This is a genomic window from Pelosinus fermentans DSM 17108, from assembly GCF_000271485.2.
GTDB classification, from domain to species: Bacteria; Bacillota; Negativicutes; order DSM-13327; family DSM-13327; genus Pelosinus; species Pelosinus fermentans.
Genome location: NZ_AKVN02000001.1, coordinates 3,772,407 through 3,790,595, shown reverse-complemented (window position 1 = coordinate 3,790,595; position 18,189 = coordinate 3,772,407). Strand labels below are relative to the sequence as shown.

Below are 18,189 nucleotides of genomic sequence, written 5' to 3'. Positions count from 1 at the left end.
GTTTTTTAAAACATATAAAGTAAACGGAACCGCAGAGGCGCAGAGAACGCTGAGAAAAGATAATTAGGGTTAAAACCCTCTGTGTTCTCTGCGAACTCTGTGTCCTCTGCGTCCTCTGCGTTCAACATTCCCTTAAACTTATAAATTTTAGTTCTACAAAAAAGAGAAATAGAGTCAGTGCTTCCTTTTGTTTCAAGGAAACACTGACTCTATTTCTCCTATATGAAGGACTATATTCGATTTTAGTATAGCTCACCCTTGAGCCGAGCATTTTCTGCTTGTTGCTCTAAGTAATACCATCGTATAGATTTTCCAATAATGCAGCGCATAGCATCAATTTTTCCTTCTTTGGCCAATTTTCTCATTTTATCGAGATCAAAGCCATTATAAGAAAAATAGCTCGCCGAGATAAAACCGCGATTTTTCAACTTCTTGCGATATTGACTCACATCTCTACTGTCTAATTCAACTTGCCAAATCGCCATACTGTATCCCAGCCTTTCGGTTTCATTATTTTTTAAGTACATTATACACCATTTTCAAAAAAAATGTGTTATTTATATGTAAATTTAATGAAAAATTTATTGGTAATTTTTATTAATAGTACAGTTTGTTTTTCTTGATGGGACGATAATAATAAAAAAAAGGTATACAGCCTTGTCCATTTAGACAAAAACTGCACACCTGAAATTGCTGTTAAGATTACTTGGTACCAAAGATTCGATCGCCGGCATCTCCCAAACCTGGGACAATGTAGCCGTGATCATTTAATTTTTCATCAATGGCAGCTACGAAAATATCTACGTCAGGATGGAAATTATTAATTAATTGTATGCCTTCTGGTGAGGCAACCAGACACATGCACTTAATATTTTTAGCACCTTTTCTTTTGAGGATGTCAATGGAAGCAGCTAAAGAGTTGCCTGTTGCAAGCATAGGATCAATTAGAATAAAGTCTCTTTCTGCTACATCGCTTGGTAATTTACAGTAGTACTCTACTGGCATTAAGGTTTTAGGATCACGGTATAAGCCGATATGGCCCACTTTAACAGCAGGAATGAGTTTGACAACACCATTGGTCATACCTAAACCAGCCCGCAAAATGGGAACAATGCCTAATTTTTTACCTGACAGCATTTTGCAAGTACATTTTGCAACAGGAGTCTCGATTTCTACATCTTCTAAAGGGAGATCACGAGTGATTTCAAAAGCCATTAACATGGAGATCTCTTCTAATAATTCACGAAATTCTTTGGTTCCTGTATGTATATTGCGTATTAGGGATAATTTGTGTTGAATTAGCGGATGATCGATCACTTTAGCATTCATATTCTTATCAACTACCTTTCTCAATCTATTGAATAATTTACAACAAAATACTTAAAAAAGCAACCTAACAGAGGCTTTTATTTTATTTTACTTAAGATTTGCATAGAATTTGTCTTATTATGCTCACACTAAGAAAGGATAAATCATAAAGTAGTCTCTCAAGAAGTTTTATTTAGGACGGCAAAGGATGAGCATAACGCTATAGATGGTTCTTTTGGCGAAAGAATACATGAATAGGGGGAGTATGATGAGTCATCAATTTATTCCTAAAAGAGCTTTTTTTGAGCCGAAAGCTCTAGAATATCCCATTGGACAAAAGGTGTATGAGCAGTTACAAGAAATGAAAGTACCGATAACCTTAACAGGGTCTCATAATCGAATTACAGGTATACCGGGAGATACTCCGCAAGAGGCCTATCAAGAAGCCAAAAACACCTTAGTGGTAGGCATTCGAAAGAGTTTAGACTTTGCAGGATGCAAGCCGTCGGCTCACTACCAGCTGCCGTTGACCACTAGCTGTTCGAGTATGTGTGAATATTGTTATCTCGCTACTACCTTAGGGAAGAAGCCCTATTTAAGGGTGTATGTGAATGTGAATGAAATATTGGAACAGGCTAGTCGTTACATCAGGGCGAGAGCACCAGAAATCACCTGGTTTGAAGGGGCCGCTACTTCAGATCCAATTCCTACAGAATATTTGACAGGGCTTTTATATAACACGATTGAATTTTTTGGCAGACAGCCATTCGGCAGATTTCGCTTTGTTACCAAGCATGATCGGGTGGACTCTTTATTAACAGCTAAACATAATGGACATACCCGGTTTCGTTTTAGCATCAATGCGGCATCAATTATTGACCAGTATGAGCATAAAACACCGACTTTAATCCAAAGGGTAGAGGCGGCTGCTAAAGTAGCAGAGAAGGGATATCCCGTTGGTTTTATTATTGCTCCCGTTTTTTATTATCCTGGCTGGGAAGAGGAGTATTTAAAGTTACTGCAGGAATTAGATAAACAGCTTCCGAAAAAGAATCGTAATGATATAACTTTTGAGTTAATTGCTCATCGCTTCACTAAAAGAGCTAAAAATAACATTCTTGCAATATTTCCGGAAACAAAATTACCTATGGAAGAAGAGGAACGTAAATTTAAGTATGGGCAGTTTGGTTATGGAAAGTATCTATATCAAAAAGAAACGATGGATGAAATGAAAGAGGATATGCATAAAGGAATACATACGTATTTTCCTCATGCAGCCATCGAGTACTTTGTATGAAATAAAAAATAGGCTCGTACGAAAAATGTACGAGCCTATTTTTATATAATCCAGTTAAAGATTACAGTCTCATAGCCGCTTCTGCTGCCAAAGGAGATCTCTCGCATTCTTCAGGCAGCATGGTTACCTGAAAGCATAGTTCCGATCCAATCATTTTTTCGCTGGCATAGCTTAAGCCGTTTGACTGGCTGTCCAGCAGTGGATTATCAATTTGGGCTGGATCACCAATGAGTATGATTTTAGTACCCAGGCCAGGGCGGGTTAATACAGCCTTTGCTTGACGTGGGGTAGCATTTTGCATTTCATCAAAAATAACCCAGTATTTTTGCAGTGACCGGCCTCTTTGATACGCCAATGCTTCTGTTTGAATAACACGCTTTTCAAATAGCATATTCACCGTATCTTCCGTTTGCAGTACATCTTTATCTTCCATTGATGCGTTACCTGACATTAATGTAAATAAATTGTCCTTTATAGCCCGCATATAGGGTTCGATTTTTTCGGCTTCTGTTCCAGGGAGAAAGCCAATTCCCTCATCCAGCATTGAATTTGGGCGACATATCAGAATGTGGTGATATTCCCTCGGGCGGCACTCCATATAGTTGTAAAGTCCGACTGCTAAGGCATAAAAGGTTTTAGCAGTTCCAGACATACCTTTTAATATGACTAAAGGTGCTTCTTCAGCACTCATCATAAGGCATTCTTGCATGAAAATCTGGCCGACATTTCGAGGGGTGACTCCAAAGGGATTGCGATTTTGATATTGCAAGTGAATGACTTTCTTTCCATCAAAACGGCCTAATGCGGTATGACGATCATTGTCCGTTGACCGTATTAGCAGGAATTGATTAGTAACCAGGGCTGCAGGAATTAAGATACCTGCCAGATCGTCAAAAACATAAAGAGAATCAGGGTCAATAGAATGATTTGTACTTTCGTGGAAGCGATTGATTACTTCACTAGAGGTATAGGCAACTATACGTCCCGTGTATTGCTGGTCTATATTTGAAACTTTATCATTGCGAAAGTCTTCGGCTTGAATGTTTAAAATGGAAGATTTAACACGCATATTCGTATCGCGGCTCACTAAAATAGTTTGGTGACCGCTTTCTGCCAGTCCTTTGCAAACTTGCAAAATACGATTATCGGCTTTATCGCCTTCCCAGTGAAGCGGCATGGCAGTGGCAGTATGATTGGATTCTAAGATGAGAATTCCACCACTGTTATTGATGGGGACTCCTTTTAGTAAATTGCCTTGTGTGCGCAGACTATCGATAATGCGACTGACACTGCGACTGTTGGTGCCACGTTCTGTTGATTCCTTTTTAAACTTATCCAGTTCTTCAATCACGACTTCAGGAATTACAATCGTATGCTCATTAAAAGCGTACAGGGCATTTGGAGAGTGTAATAGAACATTAGTGTCTAAGACATAATATTTCTTCAACGTAATCCCCCTTTATTGAGAAAAGTATTCTCTCTCTCATTATAAAGTTTACAAAATAACACTACGTTAGGAATATATTAAGAATAGATTAAATTTTTGCTAAGCAGAAATTGCTAATCTGTTTGTAAAAAAAATATTTGAAACGCGAAGATACAAAGAACACGAAGAATAAACATGATGTTCTTCGTGCTCTTTGTATTTCTTCGCGTCTTCGCGTTTCGCTATTTTATTCCCATTTGATCAAAAGTAGGTGTAATTGTCTTAGGCTAGTGGTAGGCGAATGGTAAAGGTTGTGCCGATGTTGACGGAACTTTTTACTTCAATCTTACCGCCATGCATTTCAACAATAAATTTTACTATCGCCAGTCCTAGGCCTGTGCCGCCTGCATTACGAGATCGTGCCCGGTCAACGCGATAAAAGCGATCAAAGATTAACGGTACATCAGTAGCTGGAATACCGATACCCGTATCTTCAACGATAAGTATCGCTTCATGGTCTTCCTGAAGACACGTTAGCAGTACTTTGCCTAGAGGTGGTGTATATTTGATGCTGTTATCCAAAAGATTAATTAAGATCTGCTTTAGCCAGTCAGGGTTGGCCATAACAATAGGATCAGCATCCGCCTGAATATCTACAGTGATTTTTTTCTCTTCTGCATTGGTTCTAAGATCATCTTTTACTGTGTAGAGAAGAGGCGTTACATGGGTCGCTTTTAGCTTGACTTGCTGCCGGTATTCATGAGAGTTCAGTTTTGCCAATTGTAAGAGTTCGTTCACCAAGCGCTGCATTCTTTCCGCTTCTGTATGGATAATTGTAAGAAATTTAAAGCTCAGCTTGCTATCTTCTAAGGCGCCATCTAATAATGTTTCTGCAAATCCTTTGATCGTTGTAAGTGGTGTTGCCAGCTCATGAGAAGCATTAGCAACAAAATCAGATTGACGGTCATGCATATCCTGCAGAGCGGTAATATCGTGGAACACACTTAATATACTAGTAATTTCATTTTCTGTAGTAGTAATGGGGGCAATAAATATTTGAAAGACCCTTATGCTGCTATGAATATTGGTTTTGAGATAGATCAGCATACTTTTTCCTTGTTTAGCAGTTTGCTGTACCCCGCGGTCAAGTTGGCTGTAACCAAGAACCTGCATATTATGCTGATTGAGCATAGCATCTTTAATGTCAAAAATATCTCTGGCCATTTTATTGGCTGTGGTTATTTTTCCATAGCGGTCAAGGAGAATAACAGCATTGTCCATATGTTGTAAGATGAGATCCAGTTTTTTTGTTTCAGCAATGGTTTCGTTGATTTTATCATCTAAATTTGAGGTTAGATTATTAAGAGTGTGAGCCAGCAGTTCTAACTCATCGCCGGTTCGTACATGGAGGCGGCGATCTAAATTGCCATTTGCAATATCACAGGCAGCAGCGGTGATTTCTTCCAAAGGTGCAGTATATTTTCTGGCTAACCAAATACTGAGCAGAATGGCTAATAAAGAAGTTAATAAGATGGCGATAAGAAGTGTGGACTTAATCTGATTAAATCCAGCGTCAATGGCTGCCAGAGTACTGGAGATGCGGACGGCACCTACAATCTCGTTGCCATTTCGTATGGGAATGGCAACGTATAACATGTTTTGCCCTAAGGTGCTGCTATAACGAATGGATGATCCTTCCTGTCCAGTGAGTGAAGAAGCTATTTCTGGCCGTTCCAGATGATTTTCCATAGTAGCTGGATTTTCCCAAGAATCAGCAAGTACATCGCCAGTATGATTAATGACAGTAACACGCAAATCTGTTTTTGTAGCCAATTCTTTGATGCGTTGGTCAATCTGGAATTTTTCATTGGGACCTGCCATATAGTTTTCTAAAAAATGTTCGGTAACATGAGCATGGGTTAATAAGCTGGAGGTTAAAATTTCTAGATTATGCTGATAGAAATACCAAAGAAGATAGCCGCTTAATGCTGGCATGGTAAATAAGATTAATAAGAGGTAGCTAATGGTCAATCGTAGTTTTATACCCCATTTAAACATAGTTGCCTCCTGACAAATGTATTCTAGAAAAATCATACAATAAAAGAGATAGATTGACTATGAAAAAAAAATAAGAAAGGCCCAAGTTTAACATAAAAATAACCATTGCATAACATAAATAAAGCTCCAGTTCTTTACTATATAAATAAGGTGGAAATAAGATCATTTGAATATGGAGGAACACTGTTATGCCAGCTGTGCTATATAATCAGCTAGTTCAAGAACACCAATACACACAATGGGGAGAGAGTGGCTGCAGTGAATTGGAAAAAATTCTAAATAACAAAGACATTAAGGCTGTTTTTCAGCCAATTGTTTCTCTGCTGGATGGGAATGTTATTGGTTACGAGGCTTTGAGTCGTGGACCACAAGGTTCAGCTTTAGAGCGGCCAGATGATTTATTTGCAGCTGCAGAGAAGTTTAATAAATTGTGGGAGTTAGAGTTTCTTTGCAGAAGTAAAGCGTTGGCCAGGGTTAAAGAATTACCCAGAGATATGATGCTATTTATTAATGTTGATCCTAATATTATAAACGATGAGCGTTTTCAAAAAGGGGCCACGCTGGAAATGGTAGCAGCTCAGGATTTTGACCTGAGTAATATTATTTTTGAAATTACAGAAAAAAATTCTATCGCTGACTACAAAAACTTTCGCAAGGTTCTAGATCATTATACCAGCCAAGGGTATAAAATTGCGATTGATGATACTGGAGCAGGGTATTCAGGCTTACGGCTTCTAGCAGAGACAAGACCGCAGTTTATAAAAATTGATATGGATTTGGTGCGGGATATTGATAAAGATACTTTAAAACAGGCATTAATAAAGGCGTTTTATGAATTTTCCGTTGTAATGAATATGAAAATTATTGCAGAAGGTATTGAAACCATTGATGAATTGAATACTTTAATTCAGATTGGTATACCCTATGGTCAAGGGTATTTGCTGCAAAGACCGGCTGCGGAGTTCTTAACGATTCATTCTTTGGTGAAAGAAAATATCATTTTAAAAAACAAGCAGAAGAAACAAGAGGCTTTTCACTCTCCTTTGACTATGCCTATTGGAGAGATTAGCAGGCGTGATCCAGGCTTTCCAGAAGGAATTACTGGTAGTCAGGCCCTGGAATATTTTAATGAAAATCCTCACCTTATGGGCATTACCTTGCTTCAAGGAGAGGTGCCAGTAGGATTGTTAATGAAGAATAAATTTCTAGTGCATTTGGCAACTCAATATGGAGTCGCTGTCTATATGAAGCGATCCGTAGGCTCTCTGATGGATAATCAGGCATTAATTGTGGACTATGATATGCCTTTAGAGCAGGTATCAAAATTGGCAGTTGCCAGATATGAAGATAGTCTGTATGACTATATCGTGGTGACTCAATATGGAAAATATTATGGCATCACTACAGTGCGGCAGCTATTGGAGAAAACGACGCAGTTAGAAATCAATCGGGCTAAACATAGCAATCCCTTAAGTGGTTTGCCCGGGAATGTTTTGATCGAAGAAAAACTGCAGCAGATTATTGAATCAAAAGAACCTTATTCCGTATTATACTTTGATTTGGATAATTTTAAGGCATACAATGATACGTATGGTTTTGATAACGGTGATAAAATCTTATGTATGACAGCCCAGCTAATTCAATTGCAATTAAAAAGTGCTGCTATTGCAGAATTCTTTGTAGGGCATATTGGTGGTGATGACTTCATTGCCATTGTACATGGCGTTAATGTTGCGCCATTATGCCAGACAATTATTGATTACTTTGATGTTCGGATTAGAGGCTTTTATACCGAGAAGGACCAAAAGATAGAATATATCGTTGCTAAGAACCGCCATGGGATAGAAGAAAAATACCCTATTGTTTCCTTATCCATCGCAGTTGTGACAAGCTGTGGATGTAAATTCAAAACGCCGGCTGATTTAGGTGAAGCCGCTGGTGCAGTGAAAAAAAAGTGTAAATTAGTTTGGCGGAGTTGCTACTGCATTGATTAAGTACATAAGCGATTTAACATAAACGTAACAATGTCTTAACACATTTCCATTCATATTGCCTTACAATTTAACTATAGTAAATTTTACAGGGGGTCATTAAATAATGAAATTAGTAAAAAAGTCTAAAATACTTGTAGCGGCGATGTCTTTAATGCTGGGTGTTAGTTTGCTGGCTGGCTGTGGCGGTACAAAAGAAGCAGCTCCTAAGGCGGCTGCGGATGTACAAGGAACAGTAACTGCATCTGGTTCGACAGCGTTGCTTCCTTTATTAAAACCTGGACAGGAAGAATTCCAAAAGAAATATGACAAAGTAACGGTGAATATCGCAGGCGGCGGCTCTTTTACCGGACAGAATCAAGTTGCTGCAGGATCAGTTAATATTGGTAATTCTGATGTTGCCTTACAAGACAGCTTGAAAGATAAAGGGCTTGTTGAGCATCAACTGGTTGGAATTCCATTTGTATTCATTGTGAATAGTGACGTAACCGTAGACAATTTATCTCAACAACAATATGTGGACATTATGACTGGTAAAATTACCAACTGGAAAGATGTAGGCGGTAAAGATCAAAAAATTACGTTAGTTCATCGTGCAAAGTCATCTGGCTCCCGTGCAACGATTGCCCAAGTAGTACTTAAAAATGCTGATTTCACTGATAATGCTGTTATTCAAGATTCAAATGGTGCTGTAAGATCTGCGATTGCAAGCACTCCTGGTTCCATTGGTTATGTAGATGCTGCTTATGTGGATCAAAGTGTAAAAGGCTTGTCTTATAATGGTGCGAAATATTCCATTGAGAACGTTGTTAACGGCAGCTACCCAGTATATACCTTTGGTCGTATGTTTACAAAAGGGGAACCTACTGGTGCAGTAAAAGCCTTTATTGATTATGTGACTAGCAAAGAGTTCCAAGAAACATATGCTGAGAAAAATGGATTTGTACCTGTTACAAAATTAAAAAAATAATCTAGCGGATAAATATGAATAAACAGAAAAGGTCATGTACATATCATGACCTTTTCTGTTTAATTGATAAGAAGTTATTGTATGAGCATAACATTTATTACATGCATAGTAATAATGCTTGGGGGAAAGAAGCATGCTAAAAAAACTGATAAGTTTTATAAAGAATATAAAAGTTAGGTTTATGCCTAAATTCAAAAGTAATCCGATGATATGCTTAAGAGAATTGAAGCAATACAGAAATAATTTACCTAAATTTTCCGGAAAGAGTAATTATAGGATACATTTTTTAAGGTTTTTCAAGCTGGATTTTTTACGTAATCTTACCTTCAAAATATCTTGGTCATCTCTTGCAACCCAGGCAACCATTACCATGGCTCTTATCTGCATTATGCCTTTGAGTATCATTGGCTGGTACTTTACGAATCAGACAATGGAAAGTCTAACTCAGGCTGCTATTGATAAAAATAATAAAGTTGTTGACCGGATTGCCAGTGATATTGGTGCGAATATTCAATCCAAAAAGAATTTTTTGATGATAACCAGTTCCACGAGCAGCATTCGCGGAATGCAAAAAGACGGATTGGAAAATTATCTTACACAAGTTAAGCCTTATTATGGTGGTAATGAGGCTCTTTTTGTGGCTGGTACAGATGGAAATCAAATTCTTCGTACAGATAATAAAGCATTAGTAAATATTGTTGATCGGGATTATTTTCAGAAGGCATTGCAAGGAACTGTAAATTTTTCAGATCCAGTACATAGCAAGGTAACCAATGAAATGACGATCATTGCGTCAGTTCCTATTGTAGGTGCAGATAATAAAGTGCAGGGGATACTGGGAGCTAATTTATCTATGCAGAATGTAAATAATCTGGTGGAGCAGATATTATCACAAAATCCAGGCTATTCCATTACCATTCTGAATAAAAATCGAGTACCAATATTTTATCAAAGTGATTCATCAGCAGTTACCGAATCTAAACAATTAGATGAAGAATATTATAAAGAAGCTGTGGAGAAAGAATCCGGTAATACCATGGGAATATTTCGGAATCAAGAATATTTTATTTCTTATCGCCCCATTGCGAATACGGATTGGATTGCTGTTTCTACCTATCCTAAGAAAGAGGCATTGCAGTCGGCCTTTACTATGGTAGAAAATAGTACCAAAATTATCTTTCTTATGATTATCATTTTACTTATGAGCGGTTTGTTTGTGATTCGCAAATCCCTTGCTCCCTTGCAAGAATTAGCGGAAGGGGCTGATATGGTAGCCCAAGGTGATTTAACCCATACTATGGGGCATTATAGACATGATGAATTAGGGCACGTTGCAATGGCTTTTAATAGTATGACTCTCAGTTTGCGAAATATTGTGCAATCTGTAAAACAATCTTCTACACTTGTATTAGAGTCTACCAATACAGTTGCCGCTACCACGGAGCAATCTCGTGTGGGAAGCGTCCAGGTGTCACAGTCCGTTGCGGATATTGCTGAAAAAATTGGGCATCAGGGCAAAGATACGAAAACCACCGAAGAACTGCTGCAAAAATTAGTGAATATTAGTGTGAATGTCTCAGAAAGTATTCAGCAGACGGCAGCTTCTGCTAATGAATGCTCAACAGTGTCTGCTCAAGGGCAGCAGGTCATCAATGAGACCGTAGTGAAGATGCAAAATATCAAAAGCCTTGTTGCCGATACGGCTAAAACAGTTGAGGTGCTGAGAGAAAGTACGAAAGAAATTGGCACAATTACCGGTGTAATTACCGAAATCGCAAAACAGACAAACTTACTGGCCTTGAATGCGGCGATTGAAGCTGCTCGGGCGGGAGAAGCAGGTCGAGGCTTTGCAGTAGTGGCAGACGAGGTACGTAAGTTAGCCGAGCAGTCTGCAAAAGCCACCAAAAATATTTCAGCAATTATTAATCGAATTCAGTTAGAAAGTAGTGGTGCTTTTACGGCGATGCAGCAAAGTTTTACCAATGTAGAGCAGGGAGTTGAAATTGCAAAAACAAGCGGTGATGCATTTGAAAAAATTGTTGCAGGGATTGAGCATGTACAAAAACAGGCGAATACCATTATTATAGAAACAGAGAATCAGGTTGATCTATGTCGGGAGGCAATGCAGGCTGTTGCTAATATTAGTAACTTGGCTGCTCATAATACTAGTGGTGCTCAGGAAATTGCCGCAGTATGTGAGCAGCAGGCAGCTTCTGCTCAAGATATTACATCTTCTACAGAAAAATTGCAGGAGATGTCATACAAACTAGAAAATCTGGTGATGCAGTTTAAAGTATAGCTTGGAAAGAAAAGAGTGACGGAACCGCAGAGGCGCAGAGAACACTGAGAGGGATTTTTCAATCTTACCTTCTCTGTGTTCTCTGCGCCTCTGCGGTTAATTTATTTTACCACGTTAGCATTTTTCTTGTATTATTCAGGATTCTTAGGAAAGAAACGGGCATGAATTGCGTTTACGGCTTCTTTTACGCGATCAGCTTGAATGATGCAGGAGATGCTGATTTCTGAGGTGCTAATAACCTCGATATTTACTTCAGCATCAGATAAAGCGCCGAACATATTGGCAGCGATGCCGGGGCTGCCGAGCATTCCTGCGCCCACGATTGATACCTTGGCGACCTTATCATCAATGAGAATTCCAAGAACCTGCATTTCTTTGCCTAACTCTTCAACTATTTTCTTTGTTTGTGGCAAATCAGGTTGTGCAATGGTGAAGATCATATCGATAATATCTTTGTCCGTATTACGTATACTTTGCACAATCATATCCACATCAATATTCGCTTTTGCTAAGGTTGAAAAGATTTTGAAAGCAATGCCAGGACGATTTGGTACACCCAATATTCCAATTTTGGCTACATTGGTGTCATGAGCGACCCCTTTAATGATAAATTCTTTTTCTTCCATTGTACATACCTCCCTGATAAAAGTACCCAAATCTTGGGTGAAAGTTGAGCGTACATGAATCGGGATACTATAATGTTTACCCATTTCTACAGAGCGGGGCTGCATGACTCCTGCTCCTAGTCTAGCCATTTCCAGCATCTCGTCACAGGTTATTTCTTTCATACGACGAGCATCTTGTACAACCCTTGGATCAGCAGAATAGATACCGTCAACATCAGTGAAGATTTCACAAACATCAGCCTTTAGCGCTCCTGCTAAAGCAACAGCAGACGTATCAGAGCCACCTCGTCCTAAGGTCAGAATATCGCCGTCGCCATTCGATCCTTGAAAACCGGCGACAACAACAATATTCCCTTTATCTAATTGCTCTAATACCCTTACTGGATTGACATTGTTAATTTTACCTTTTGTATAAGCACTATTTGTTTTAATCCCGGCTTGAGGACCTGTCAATGATATGGCTGGATGTCCCAATTTATTGAAGGTCATTGCCAGTAAAGCAATGGTTACCTGCTCGCCAGTTGATAATAACATATCCATCTCGCGCGCGTATGTATATGGTTGTCCAACTAAGGTATTGGCTAGGGTAATTAAATTATCTGTAGTATCTCCCATTGCCGACACTACTACAACCATTTTATCTTCAGAACCTTTTTCACGTAGAACTCTTTGGGCTACTGCCATAATTTTTTCAGGGGTAGCAACAGAGCTTCCACCGAACTTTTTTACAATTAGAGCCATTTTCATCCTCCCCACTGCACTTAATACTGTTAATATAATATACTATTCTTCCTAAAGACACAAATAACTTTTTAAGAAGGACATACTTTATAGTAGCATAAAGTACTTATTTTGCCAATTCGATTTTTCTTTCCTTATTATATATTAAAAACAACAAAAAATAATCAATAAATAAGAGATAACTTTTCTTAAGTAAGAAGGAATTTAAGAAAGGGAGAAAGAATATGAATATAATCTAAAGTAATACATAAATGGGGGAGGGTTTCATCATGGCTTTAAAAGAGTATTTTGGATCTGTAAAGGGGAGCGGAGTTTTATCTACTGCTGATGATAAAGGGGTAGTCAATTCTGCGATCTATGCTACTCCTTATCCTTTAGAAAACGATTTGTTTGGATTTATTATGAAAGCACGTAAGACACATGAAAATATCGTTGTAAATCCTAGTGCATGCTACCTGTTTATTGAAACTGGTAAGCTGGAAGGTAAGCGAGTCTATCTTACTAGGGTCAAGGAAGAAAAGAATAGTGAGTTACTCTTCTCTCTTCTTAGCCATTGCAAACATGAAGAATGTGCGGCAAAAGAAGACTATTATCTAGTATATTTTAAAGTTGATAAAGTGCTGGAATTAGTAGGAGATAAAGAAATCATATAAAGCAATAGGAAGTTAGGGAATGCAGCGCATTCCCTAACTTTTTTTGTCATTTTTGCAATAGAACTGGCTAGTTATAAATTGTTTGAAAATTATGTAATAATTTAGCATATTGACACGAATTTTGGTTATGTGGTACCTTAGCATAGTATGAATTGAAGGAGGTTTTTATGAATAACACGCAACATGTAAAAATCGTAGTGGCAGACCCGTCTAGTTTGGGATTATTTGGTTTGGCAATGGTGACTTTTGTCGCGTCAACCCAGAAACTTGGAATTACAACCGGTTTATCTTTTGTGATTCCATGGGCTATATTTCTGGGGGCTTTTGCACAATTAATGGCAGCTTCTCTGGATTTTAAGCACAATAACATTTTTGGTGCAACTGCTTTTGCTGGGTATGCTTTCTTCTGGTTTTCCGTTGCAGCGTGCTGGTTAATAAAGCTAGGCGTTTTCGGACAAGCTCTCATGAATGGCATTGATATGGGACAGCTTGGTTTTGGATTTATTGGTTATTTAATTTTTTCCCTGTTTATGACGATTGGTTCTATGGAAACCAATAAAGTACTATTTATTATCTTTGTATTAATTGATGTTTTATTAGCAATGTTAGCATTAGATGCCTTTGGCGCTGCTCATTGGGCGCATGCTGTGGCTGGTTATACGGAGCTTGCGATATCCTTGGTTTCTTTCTATGGTTCCGCTGCAGTCGTATTGAATCATCACTTTGGCAGAGCTTTTTTACCTACAGGTAAACCTTTTGGGATTTTTAAATAAGTAATTCCATATATTTATTACTAAGGGTCATCAGTTACAGCGCTTGGCTTGCTGCAGCTGGCGGCCCTTTTCTATAGAAGTTATAAGTTTTGCAGGTGGAAGAATATAGGATGTTATGAACCACAAAGGCACAATAAACCCCTTTGTGCCCTTTGCGTCTTTGTGGTTCGATTTTTTTTATGTTTTAAAAGAATGCGAGATATTTTTCTTATGATTACTATACTATTTATTTCAGCAGACATAGCAGGAATTTATTGGAGCATCAAGAAGAATACACTCATAATCATAATCGTAGGATGGAGCTGCAGGATGTATATCTATATGGATATTATAAATGAGTTTTCTTGTGAAATGTGTGGGCAATGCTGTCAGAATGATTGGCAGGTAACCATGGATGAAGAAAGTTATACTCGGAATTATCAGCTATTTTTGAAAAATGGGAAGGAAGAGGAATTTTCAAAGATTTTTATTCCGATTGCAGGGAAGCAGGAATTAGGTGAATATGCTTACATTCGTAAAAAAGCCAAGGGCGGATGCTGGTTTTTAGAGGACAATCATCTTTGCCGATTACAAGAAGAGGCTGGGCATAGCCATTTGGATACAGTCTGCCAGACTTTTCCCCGTTATCCGATGAATACTTCTCGCGGGAGAGAGCTGACTTTAAGCTTTAGCTGTCCTGCAGTAGTCAAGTTAGCCAGTCGTGTTAGACCTTTAGAAATCCTTCGCTCTAAGACAGAACCCATCATTTTGCATGCAAATCAGGAAGTCGTTCATGTATATCCAGAGCAGCGATCTTCTTATCATCCTTTGCGCTATTATTTTGAGATGGAGCATCACTTTATCGATTTACTGCAGTATAGAAAGATAACAATTGATGAACGTATTCAACTCTTAAAGGAAACAATTGAGAAAATTATTCATTTGCCGCAAGATGATACTTTTAGCCAGAATTTGAATAAAATTATTTATGCTAATTATGATTCTTTAGATCAAAAAGACGATGTTATGGAAGAAGTCAATCATTGTACACCTGACATCTTAATCGAAAATTTCTTTATGAATTTTGTCTTTAAAAAGCCATTTTATCTATATGGCCTACAATCAGGGATTCAGCTTTTGGATAGTATGTGGAGACAAATTAATAACGCAAGAACAAGTGACCCAGCTCTATCAACAGAAATGGAACGTATTTCTGCTATGATTATGAACCTGGAATTTCAATATAGTCATAATCGCAGTGTTTTATTAAAAAGGGAATAAAACCTGCTGACAAGTTATTCTTAAGTTTAGAGAAAAATTCTTCTATATAGCATTGTAAAAGATCTCCACTCTTCTAGTAACTAGATGAATGGAGATCTTTTTTTATAGAATTTATAAAAAAATAAAAGCAACGTTAATCTGTTATTTTTTTATTCTTCAATAAATGTCCTGCTGATAAAGGCTATCATCATAAAATAGCGTCTTTGTTTTTGTAAAGAGACTGCTATTGGTAGAATTCATGAGAATACTTAAAAATGAGGAGAATAAAATGCTGATTTCGATGTATACATAATACGCTAATCTATGTTATAATGTCGCCTTACGTATATAATTTAGAGGTGTTGTAAATGGAATCATTATTTAAACTGCGAGAACGAGGGACAAGCATATCCACGGAAGTTTTGGCAGGAATAACAACTTTTTTAACATTAGCATATTCGGTTATTGTTATTCCTTCTGTTTTAAGTTTGACTGGCATGGACTTTAATGGAGTTTTTATGGCAGTTATTTTAAGTAGTGTAATTGGTACGTTGATTATGGGGTTATTTGCTAATTATCCGATTGTGATTGGACCTGGACTTGGGCTGAATGCTTATTTTGCTTTTAGTGTAGTAAAGGGTGGAGGATATTCCTGGGAAGTGGCACTTGGGGCTGTGTTTATATCGGGAATCATGTTTTTATTAGTATCTCTGACAAAATTTCGCTCCATTTTGATTGATGCCATTCCCGCAAGTTTAAAGCACGCTATTACTGCAGGTATTGGTTTTTTTGTCTGTTTTATTGGTTTGCAGAGTGCAAAAATAGTTGTTGATTCTCCTGCCACGTTAGTCACTCTTGGCAATTTGTCTGAGCCTATTGCTTTATTGACAATTATTGGCTTAGCTGTATCTTTAGTATTACTTACTTATCGTATAAAGGCAGCGTTATTTATTGGTATGTTAGTAACGGCAGCGGCTGCTTATTCCATGGGCTTTATGTCCTTACCGTCTCAGTTTGTGGTAATGCCTAGCGGTCTAGAGCATACATTACTGAAATTGGATGTACAGGGAGTCTTAGATTCTGGTCTTTATTCTGTAATTTTCACCTTCTTTTTAATTACTTTATTTGATACAACGGGTACGCTGCTGGGGATGGCGGAGCAAGCTGGGCTTCTTGTAAATGGAAAGTTTCCAAATGCGAGAGGGGCCTTTTTGGCTGATGCTGCAGGGACAGTTGCTGGTGCTGTGCTAGGGACAAGTCCCACTGCTACCTGTATTGAGTCGAGCGCAGGTGTAGCAGTAGGAGGACGCAGTGGATTGACCGCTGTTGTTGTTGCGGGTTTATTCTTAGTAACATTATTTTTCTCGCCTGTTGCTAAAATGTTGTCGAGCGTTCCAGCTGTTACGGCGCCAGCTCTTATTATTGTTGGTTTCTTCATGATGAATGGCTTACGTGATATCGATTGGCAAAACATTGAAGAGGCTTTTCCAGCTTTTCTTGTTGTGGCATCCATGCCATTAACCTATAGTATTGCCACCGGTATTGGTATCGGGTTTATTGTATATCCTTTGCTGAAATTAATGAGAGGTAAGGGACGTGAGGTTCATCCCATTTTATATTTATTCATGGTACTGTTCTTTATACAAATTGGACTTTTAAATCATTGAAAAATAGCCAAGCTATCTCTGATGCATTATTGATAGCTTGGCTGTTTTTTTATAAGATTAGGAGAAAGATGAGATTTTATGAACCACAAAGGCACAATGCCGCTGTTGCAGCACACAAAGGAGTACACAAAAAATATAAATAACCCCTTTGTGTCCTTTGCGTCTTTGTGGTTCAAACGGCTATGTTTTAGAAAGCATTATTGTTTCTTTTCCATCTTTTCTCTATATTCTTTGCATCTTTGTGGTTTCTTGCTGTTTTACATGTTTTAAAGAATGTAAAGATCACATAATATATATTAATTACCTAGTGTAGAATGATGCTTTAGTTTATCGAGAATTAGCAGTTGTTTGGGGCTGGTAATTGTTATGAAACCTTCTGTTTGTAGTTTGGAAAACTTACGGCTTAATGTTTCTCTTGTAGTACCAAATAAGTTAGCCAGTTCATGTCTTGGCAAGTTAATGGTGAGTCGGATACCTTGAGGCGTGACAACTCCTTCTTTTTCTCCCATCATGAGCAGCCAGGTAATCAGGCGCTGCTCGATAGTTTGTAAGGTAAGATTGCTGATGAATTTCTCTGCATAAGCGAGTCTTTCGGTCAAGGCCTGCATAATACGGGTTGAAATCTCTGGATTTTGGTGCATAAGCATTTTCAAATCATCGCGAGACAGAAGACAAATTCCAGCCTCATCTAATGTTTCTGCATTTAAAAAATAGTGTTGTTCATCCATAAATAAAGCGAGTTCACCAAAAAAATCTCCAGGTTCTAGTAGACGCACGATTTGCTGTCGCCCATCCTCTGACATTTCATAGACTTTTACCCGACCAAAGCGCACAATATAAAGATGCTTAGCTAGATCTCCCTTTGTAAAAAGAATTTTGCCCTTTTCATAGCTTTTCTTTTTGATCAAGGTATTAATTTTTTGTAACTCCGTAAGATGCAGCATCTTGAAGATAGGAACAATACTCGCGCAGATATGTTCTTGAGAAGTTGTGCATGTATCCATAGTCATACCTCAATTATTTAATCTTTTTACTTATATTATAGCGTGAATGATTCATAGTAAAAAGTTTATTTTTAAAAATCGATTTGTATCGCGTTTGATCTTTATTTCACTTTCTGGGTATAGCAGGAAATTATGCA

The 18,189-nt window shown here is 38.0% G+C and carries 14 protein-coding genes; 8 read left to right on the top strand and 6 right to left on the bottom strand.

The genetic code is table 11. The features are described 5' to 3' along the window. Positions 1–242: 242 nt before the first annotated feature. Both FR7_RS17570 and upp read right to left on the bottom strand, forming a co-directional pair. The gene (locus FR7_RS17570) at positions 243–485 is read right to left on the bottom strand and encodes a hypothetical protein (protein WP_007937106.1); all 243 of its coding nucleotides are present in this window, start codon (positions 483–485) and stop codon (positions 243–245) included. A gap of 217 nt (positions 486–702) precedes the next feature. Next, positions 703–1,329, bottom strand: a complete 627-nt coding sequence (upp, locus tag FR7_RS17565) for a uracil phosphoribosyltransferase (protein ID WP_007937104.1) — start codon at positions 1,327–1,329, stop codon at positions 703–705. Between the two features lie 247 nt (positions 1,330–1,576). Here upp and splB point away from each other — a divergent pair, with 247 nt between their 5' ends. Further along, positions 1,577–2,605, top strand: coding sequence for a spore photoproduct lyase (gene splB, locus FR7_RS17560; RefSeq protein ID WP_007937103.1), 1,029 nt, complete (start codon positions 1,577–1,579; stop codon positions 2,603–2,605). Positions 2,606–2,666: 61 nt separating this feature from the next. Here splB and FR7_RS17555 read toward each other — a convergent pair whose 3' ends face one another. Together FR7_RS17555 and FR7_RS17550 are read right to left on the bottom strand one after the other, a co-directional pair. After that, a complete protein-coding gene (locus FR7_RS17555; protein ID WP_007937102.1) occupies positions 2,667–4,052 on the bottom strand; it encodes a PhoH family protein in 1,386 nt (461 codons plus the stop codon). Positions 4,053–4,313: 261 nt separating this feature from the next. Continuing rightward, a complete protein-coding gene (locus FR7_RS17550) occupies positions 4,314–6,089 on the bottom strand; it encodes an ATP-binding protein (protein WP_007937101.1) in 1,776 nt (591 codons plus the stop codon). Positions 6,090–6,277: 188 nt separating this feature from the next. Between FR7_RS17550 and FR7_RS17545 the strand changes: the two genes are divergently transcribed. The 3 genes from FR7_RS17545 to FR7_RS17535 all read left to right on the top strand — a co-directional run bounded on the left by FR7_RS17545 (position 6,278) and on the right by FR7_RS17535 (position 11,349). After that, positions 6,278–8,083, top strand: coding sequence for a GGDEF domain-containing protein (locus tag FR7_RS17545; protein ID WP_007937100.1), 1,806 nt, complete (start codon positions 6,278–6,280; stop codon positions 8,081–8,083). Positions 8,084–8,186: 103 nt separating this feature from the next. Next, positions 8,187–9,050, top strand: coding sequence for a phosphate ABC transporter substrate-binding protein (locus FR7_RS17540; protein WP_007937099.1), 864 nt, complete (start codon positions 8,187–8,189; stop codon positions 9,048–9,050). A 181-nt stretch (positions 9,051–9,231) separates the two neighbouring features. After that, on the top strand, positions 9,232–11,349 hold the full coding sequence (locus FR7_RS17535) for a methyl-accepting chemotaxis protein (protein WP_237769553.1): 2,118 nt from the start codon (positions 9,232–9,234) through the stop codon (positions 11,347–11,349). Positions 11,350–11,480: 131 nt separating this feature from the next. Here the strand turns inward: FR7_RS17535 and FR7_RS17530 are convergent, their stop codons facing one another. Next, complete coding sequence (locus tag FR7_RS17530) at positions 11,481–12,716, bottom strand: aspartate kinase (protein WP_007937097.1); 1,236 nt, start codon at positions 12,714–12,716, stop codon at positions 11,481–11,483. A gap of 269 nt (positions 12,717–12,985) precedes the next feature. Here FR7_RS17530 and FR7_RS17525 point away from each other — a divergent pair, with 269 nt between their 5' ends. From FR7_RS17525 to FR7_RS17510, 4 genes are all read left to right on the top strand, one after another. Then, positions 12,986–13,369, top strand: coding sequence for a hypothetical protein (locus FR7_RS17525; RefSeq protein ID WP_007937095.1), 384 nt, complete (start codon positions 12,986–12,988; stop codon positions 13,367–13,369). Positions 13,370–13,536: 167 nt separating this feature from the next. Next, positions 13,537–14,142, top strand: a complete 606-nt coding sequence (locus FR7_RS17520; RefSeq protein ID WP_007937094.1) for an acetate uptake transporter — start codon at positions 13,537–13,539, stop codon at positions 14,140–14,142. A gap of 321 nt (positions 14,143–14,463) precedes the next feature. Continuing rightward, on the top strand, positions 14,464–15,402 hold the full coding sequence (gene fliB, locus FR7_RS17515) for a flagellin lysine-N-methylase (RefSeq protein ID WP_237714898.1): 939 nt from the start codon (positions 14,464–14,466) through the stop codon (positions 15,400–15,402). Positions 15,403–15,749: 347 nt separating this feature from the next. Beyond that, positions 15,750–17,048 (top strand): NCS2 family permease, encoded by a 1,299-nt coding sequence (locus FR7_RS17510; RefSeq protein WP_007937092.1) that lies wholly within the window; start codon positions 15,750–15,752, stop codon positions 17,046–17,048. 296 nt (positions 17,049–17,344) lie between these two features. Here the strand turns inward: FR7_RS17510 and FR7_RS17505 are convergent, their stop codons facing one another. Beyond that, the gene (locus FR7_RS17505; protein WP_007937091.1) at positions 17,345–18,052 is read right to left on the bottom strand and encodes a Crp/Fnr family transcriptional regulator; all 708 of its coding nucleotides are present in this window, start codon (positions 18,050–18,052) and stop codon (positions 17,345–17,347) included. Between the last annotated feature and the right edge of the window lie 137 nt (positions 18,053–18,189).

Bases quoted from the DNA above. Each gene is read 5' to 3' on its own strand.
- FR7_RS17570 (WP_007937106.1), bottom strand. From the start codon at position 485: ATGGCGATTTGGCAAGTTGAATTAGACAGTAGAGATGTGAGTCAATAT.
- upp (WP_007937104.1), bottom strand. From the start codon at position 1,329: ATGAATGCTAAAGTGATCGATCATCCGCTAATTCAACACAAATTATCC.
- splB (WP_007937103.1), top strand. From the start codon at position 1,577: ATGAGTCATCAATTTATTCCTAAAAGAGCTTTTTTTGAGCCGAAAGCT.
- FR7_RS17550 (WP_007937101.1), bottom strand. From the start codon at position 6,089: ATGTTTAAATGGGGTATAAAACTACGATTGACCATTAGCTACCTCTTA.
- FR7_RS17545 (WP_007937100.1), top strand. From the start codon at position 6,278: ATGCCAGCTGTGCTATATAATCAGCTAGTTCAAGAACACCAATACACA.
- FR7_RS17540 (WP_007937099.1), top strand. From the start codon at position 8,187: ATGAAATTAGTAAAAAAGTCTAAAATACTTGTAGCGGCGATGTCTTTA.
- FR7_RS17535 (WP_237769553.1), top strand. From the start codon at position 9,232: ATGCCTAAATTCAAAAGTAATCCGATGATATGCTTAAGAGAATTGAAG.
- FR7_RS17530 (WP_007937097.1), bottom strand. From the start codon at position 12,716: ATGGCTCTAATTGTAAAAAAGTTCGGTGGAAGCTCTGTTGCTACCCCT.
- FR7_RS17525 (WP_007937095.1), top strand. From the start codon at position 12,986: ATGGCTTTAAAAGAGTATTTTGGATCTGTAAAGGGGAGCGGAGTTTTA.
- FR7_RS17520 (WP_007937094.1), top strand. From the start codon at position 13,537: ATGAATAACACGCAACATGTAAAAATCGTAGTGGCAGACCCGTCTAGT.
- fliB (WP_237714898.1), top strand. From the start codon at position 14,464: ATGGATATTATAAATGAGTTTTCTTGTGAAATGTGTGGGCAATGCTGT.
- FR7_RS17510 (WP_007937092.1), top strand. From the start codon at position 15,750: ATGGAATCATTATTTAAACTGCGAGAACGAGGGACAAGCATATCCACG.
- FR7_RS17505 (WP_007937091.1), bottom strand. From the start codon at position 18,052: ATGGATACATGCACAACTTCTCAAGAACATATCTGCGCGAGTATTGTT.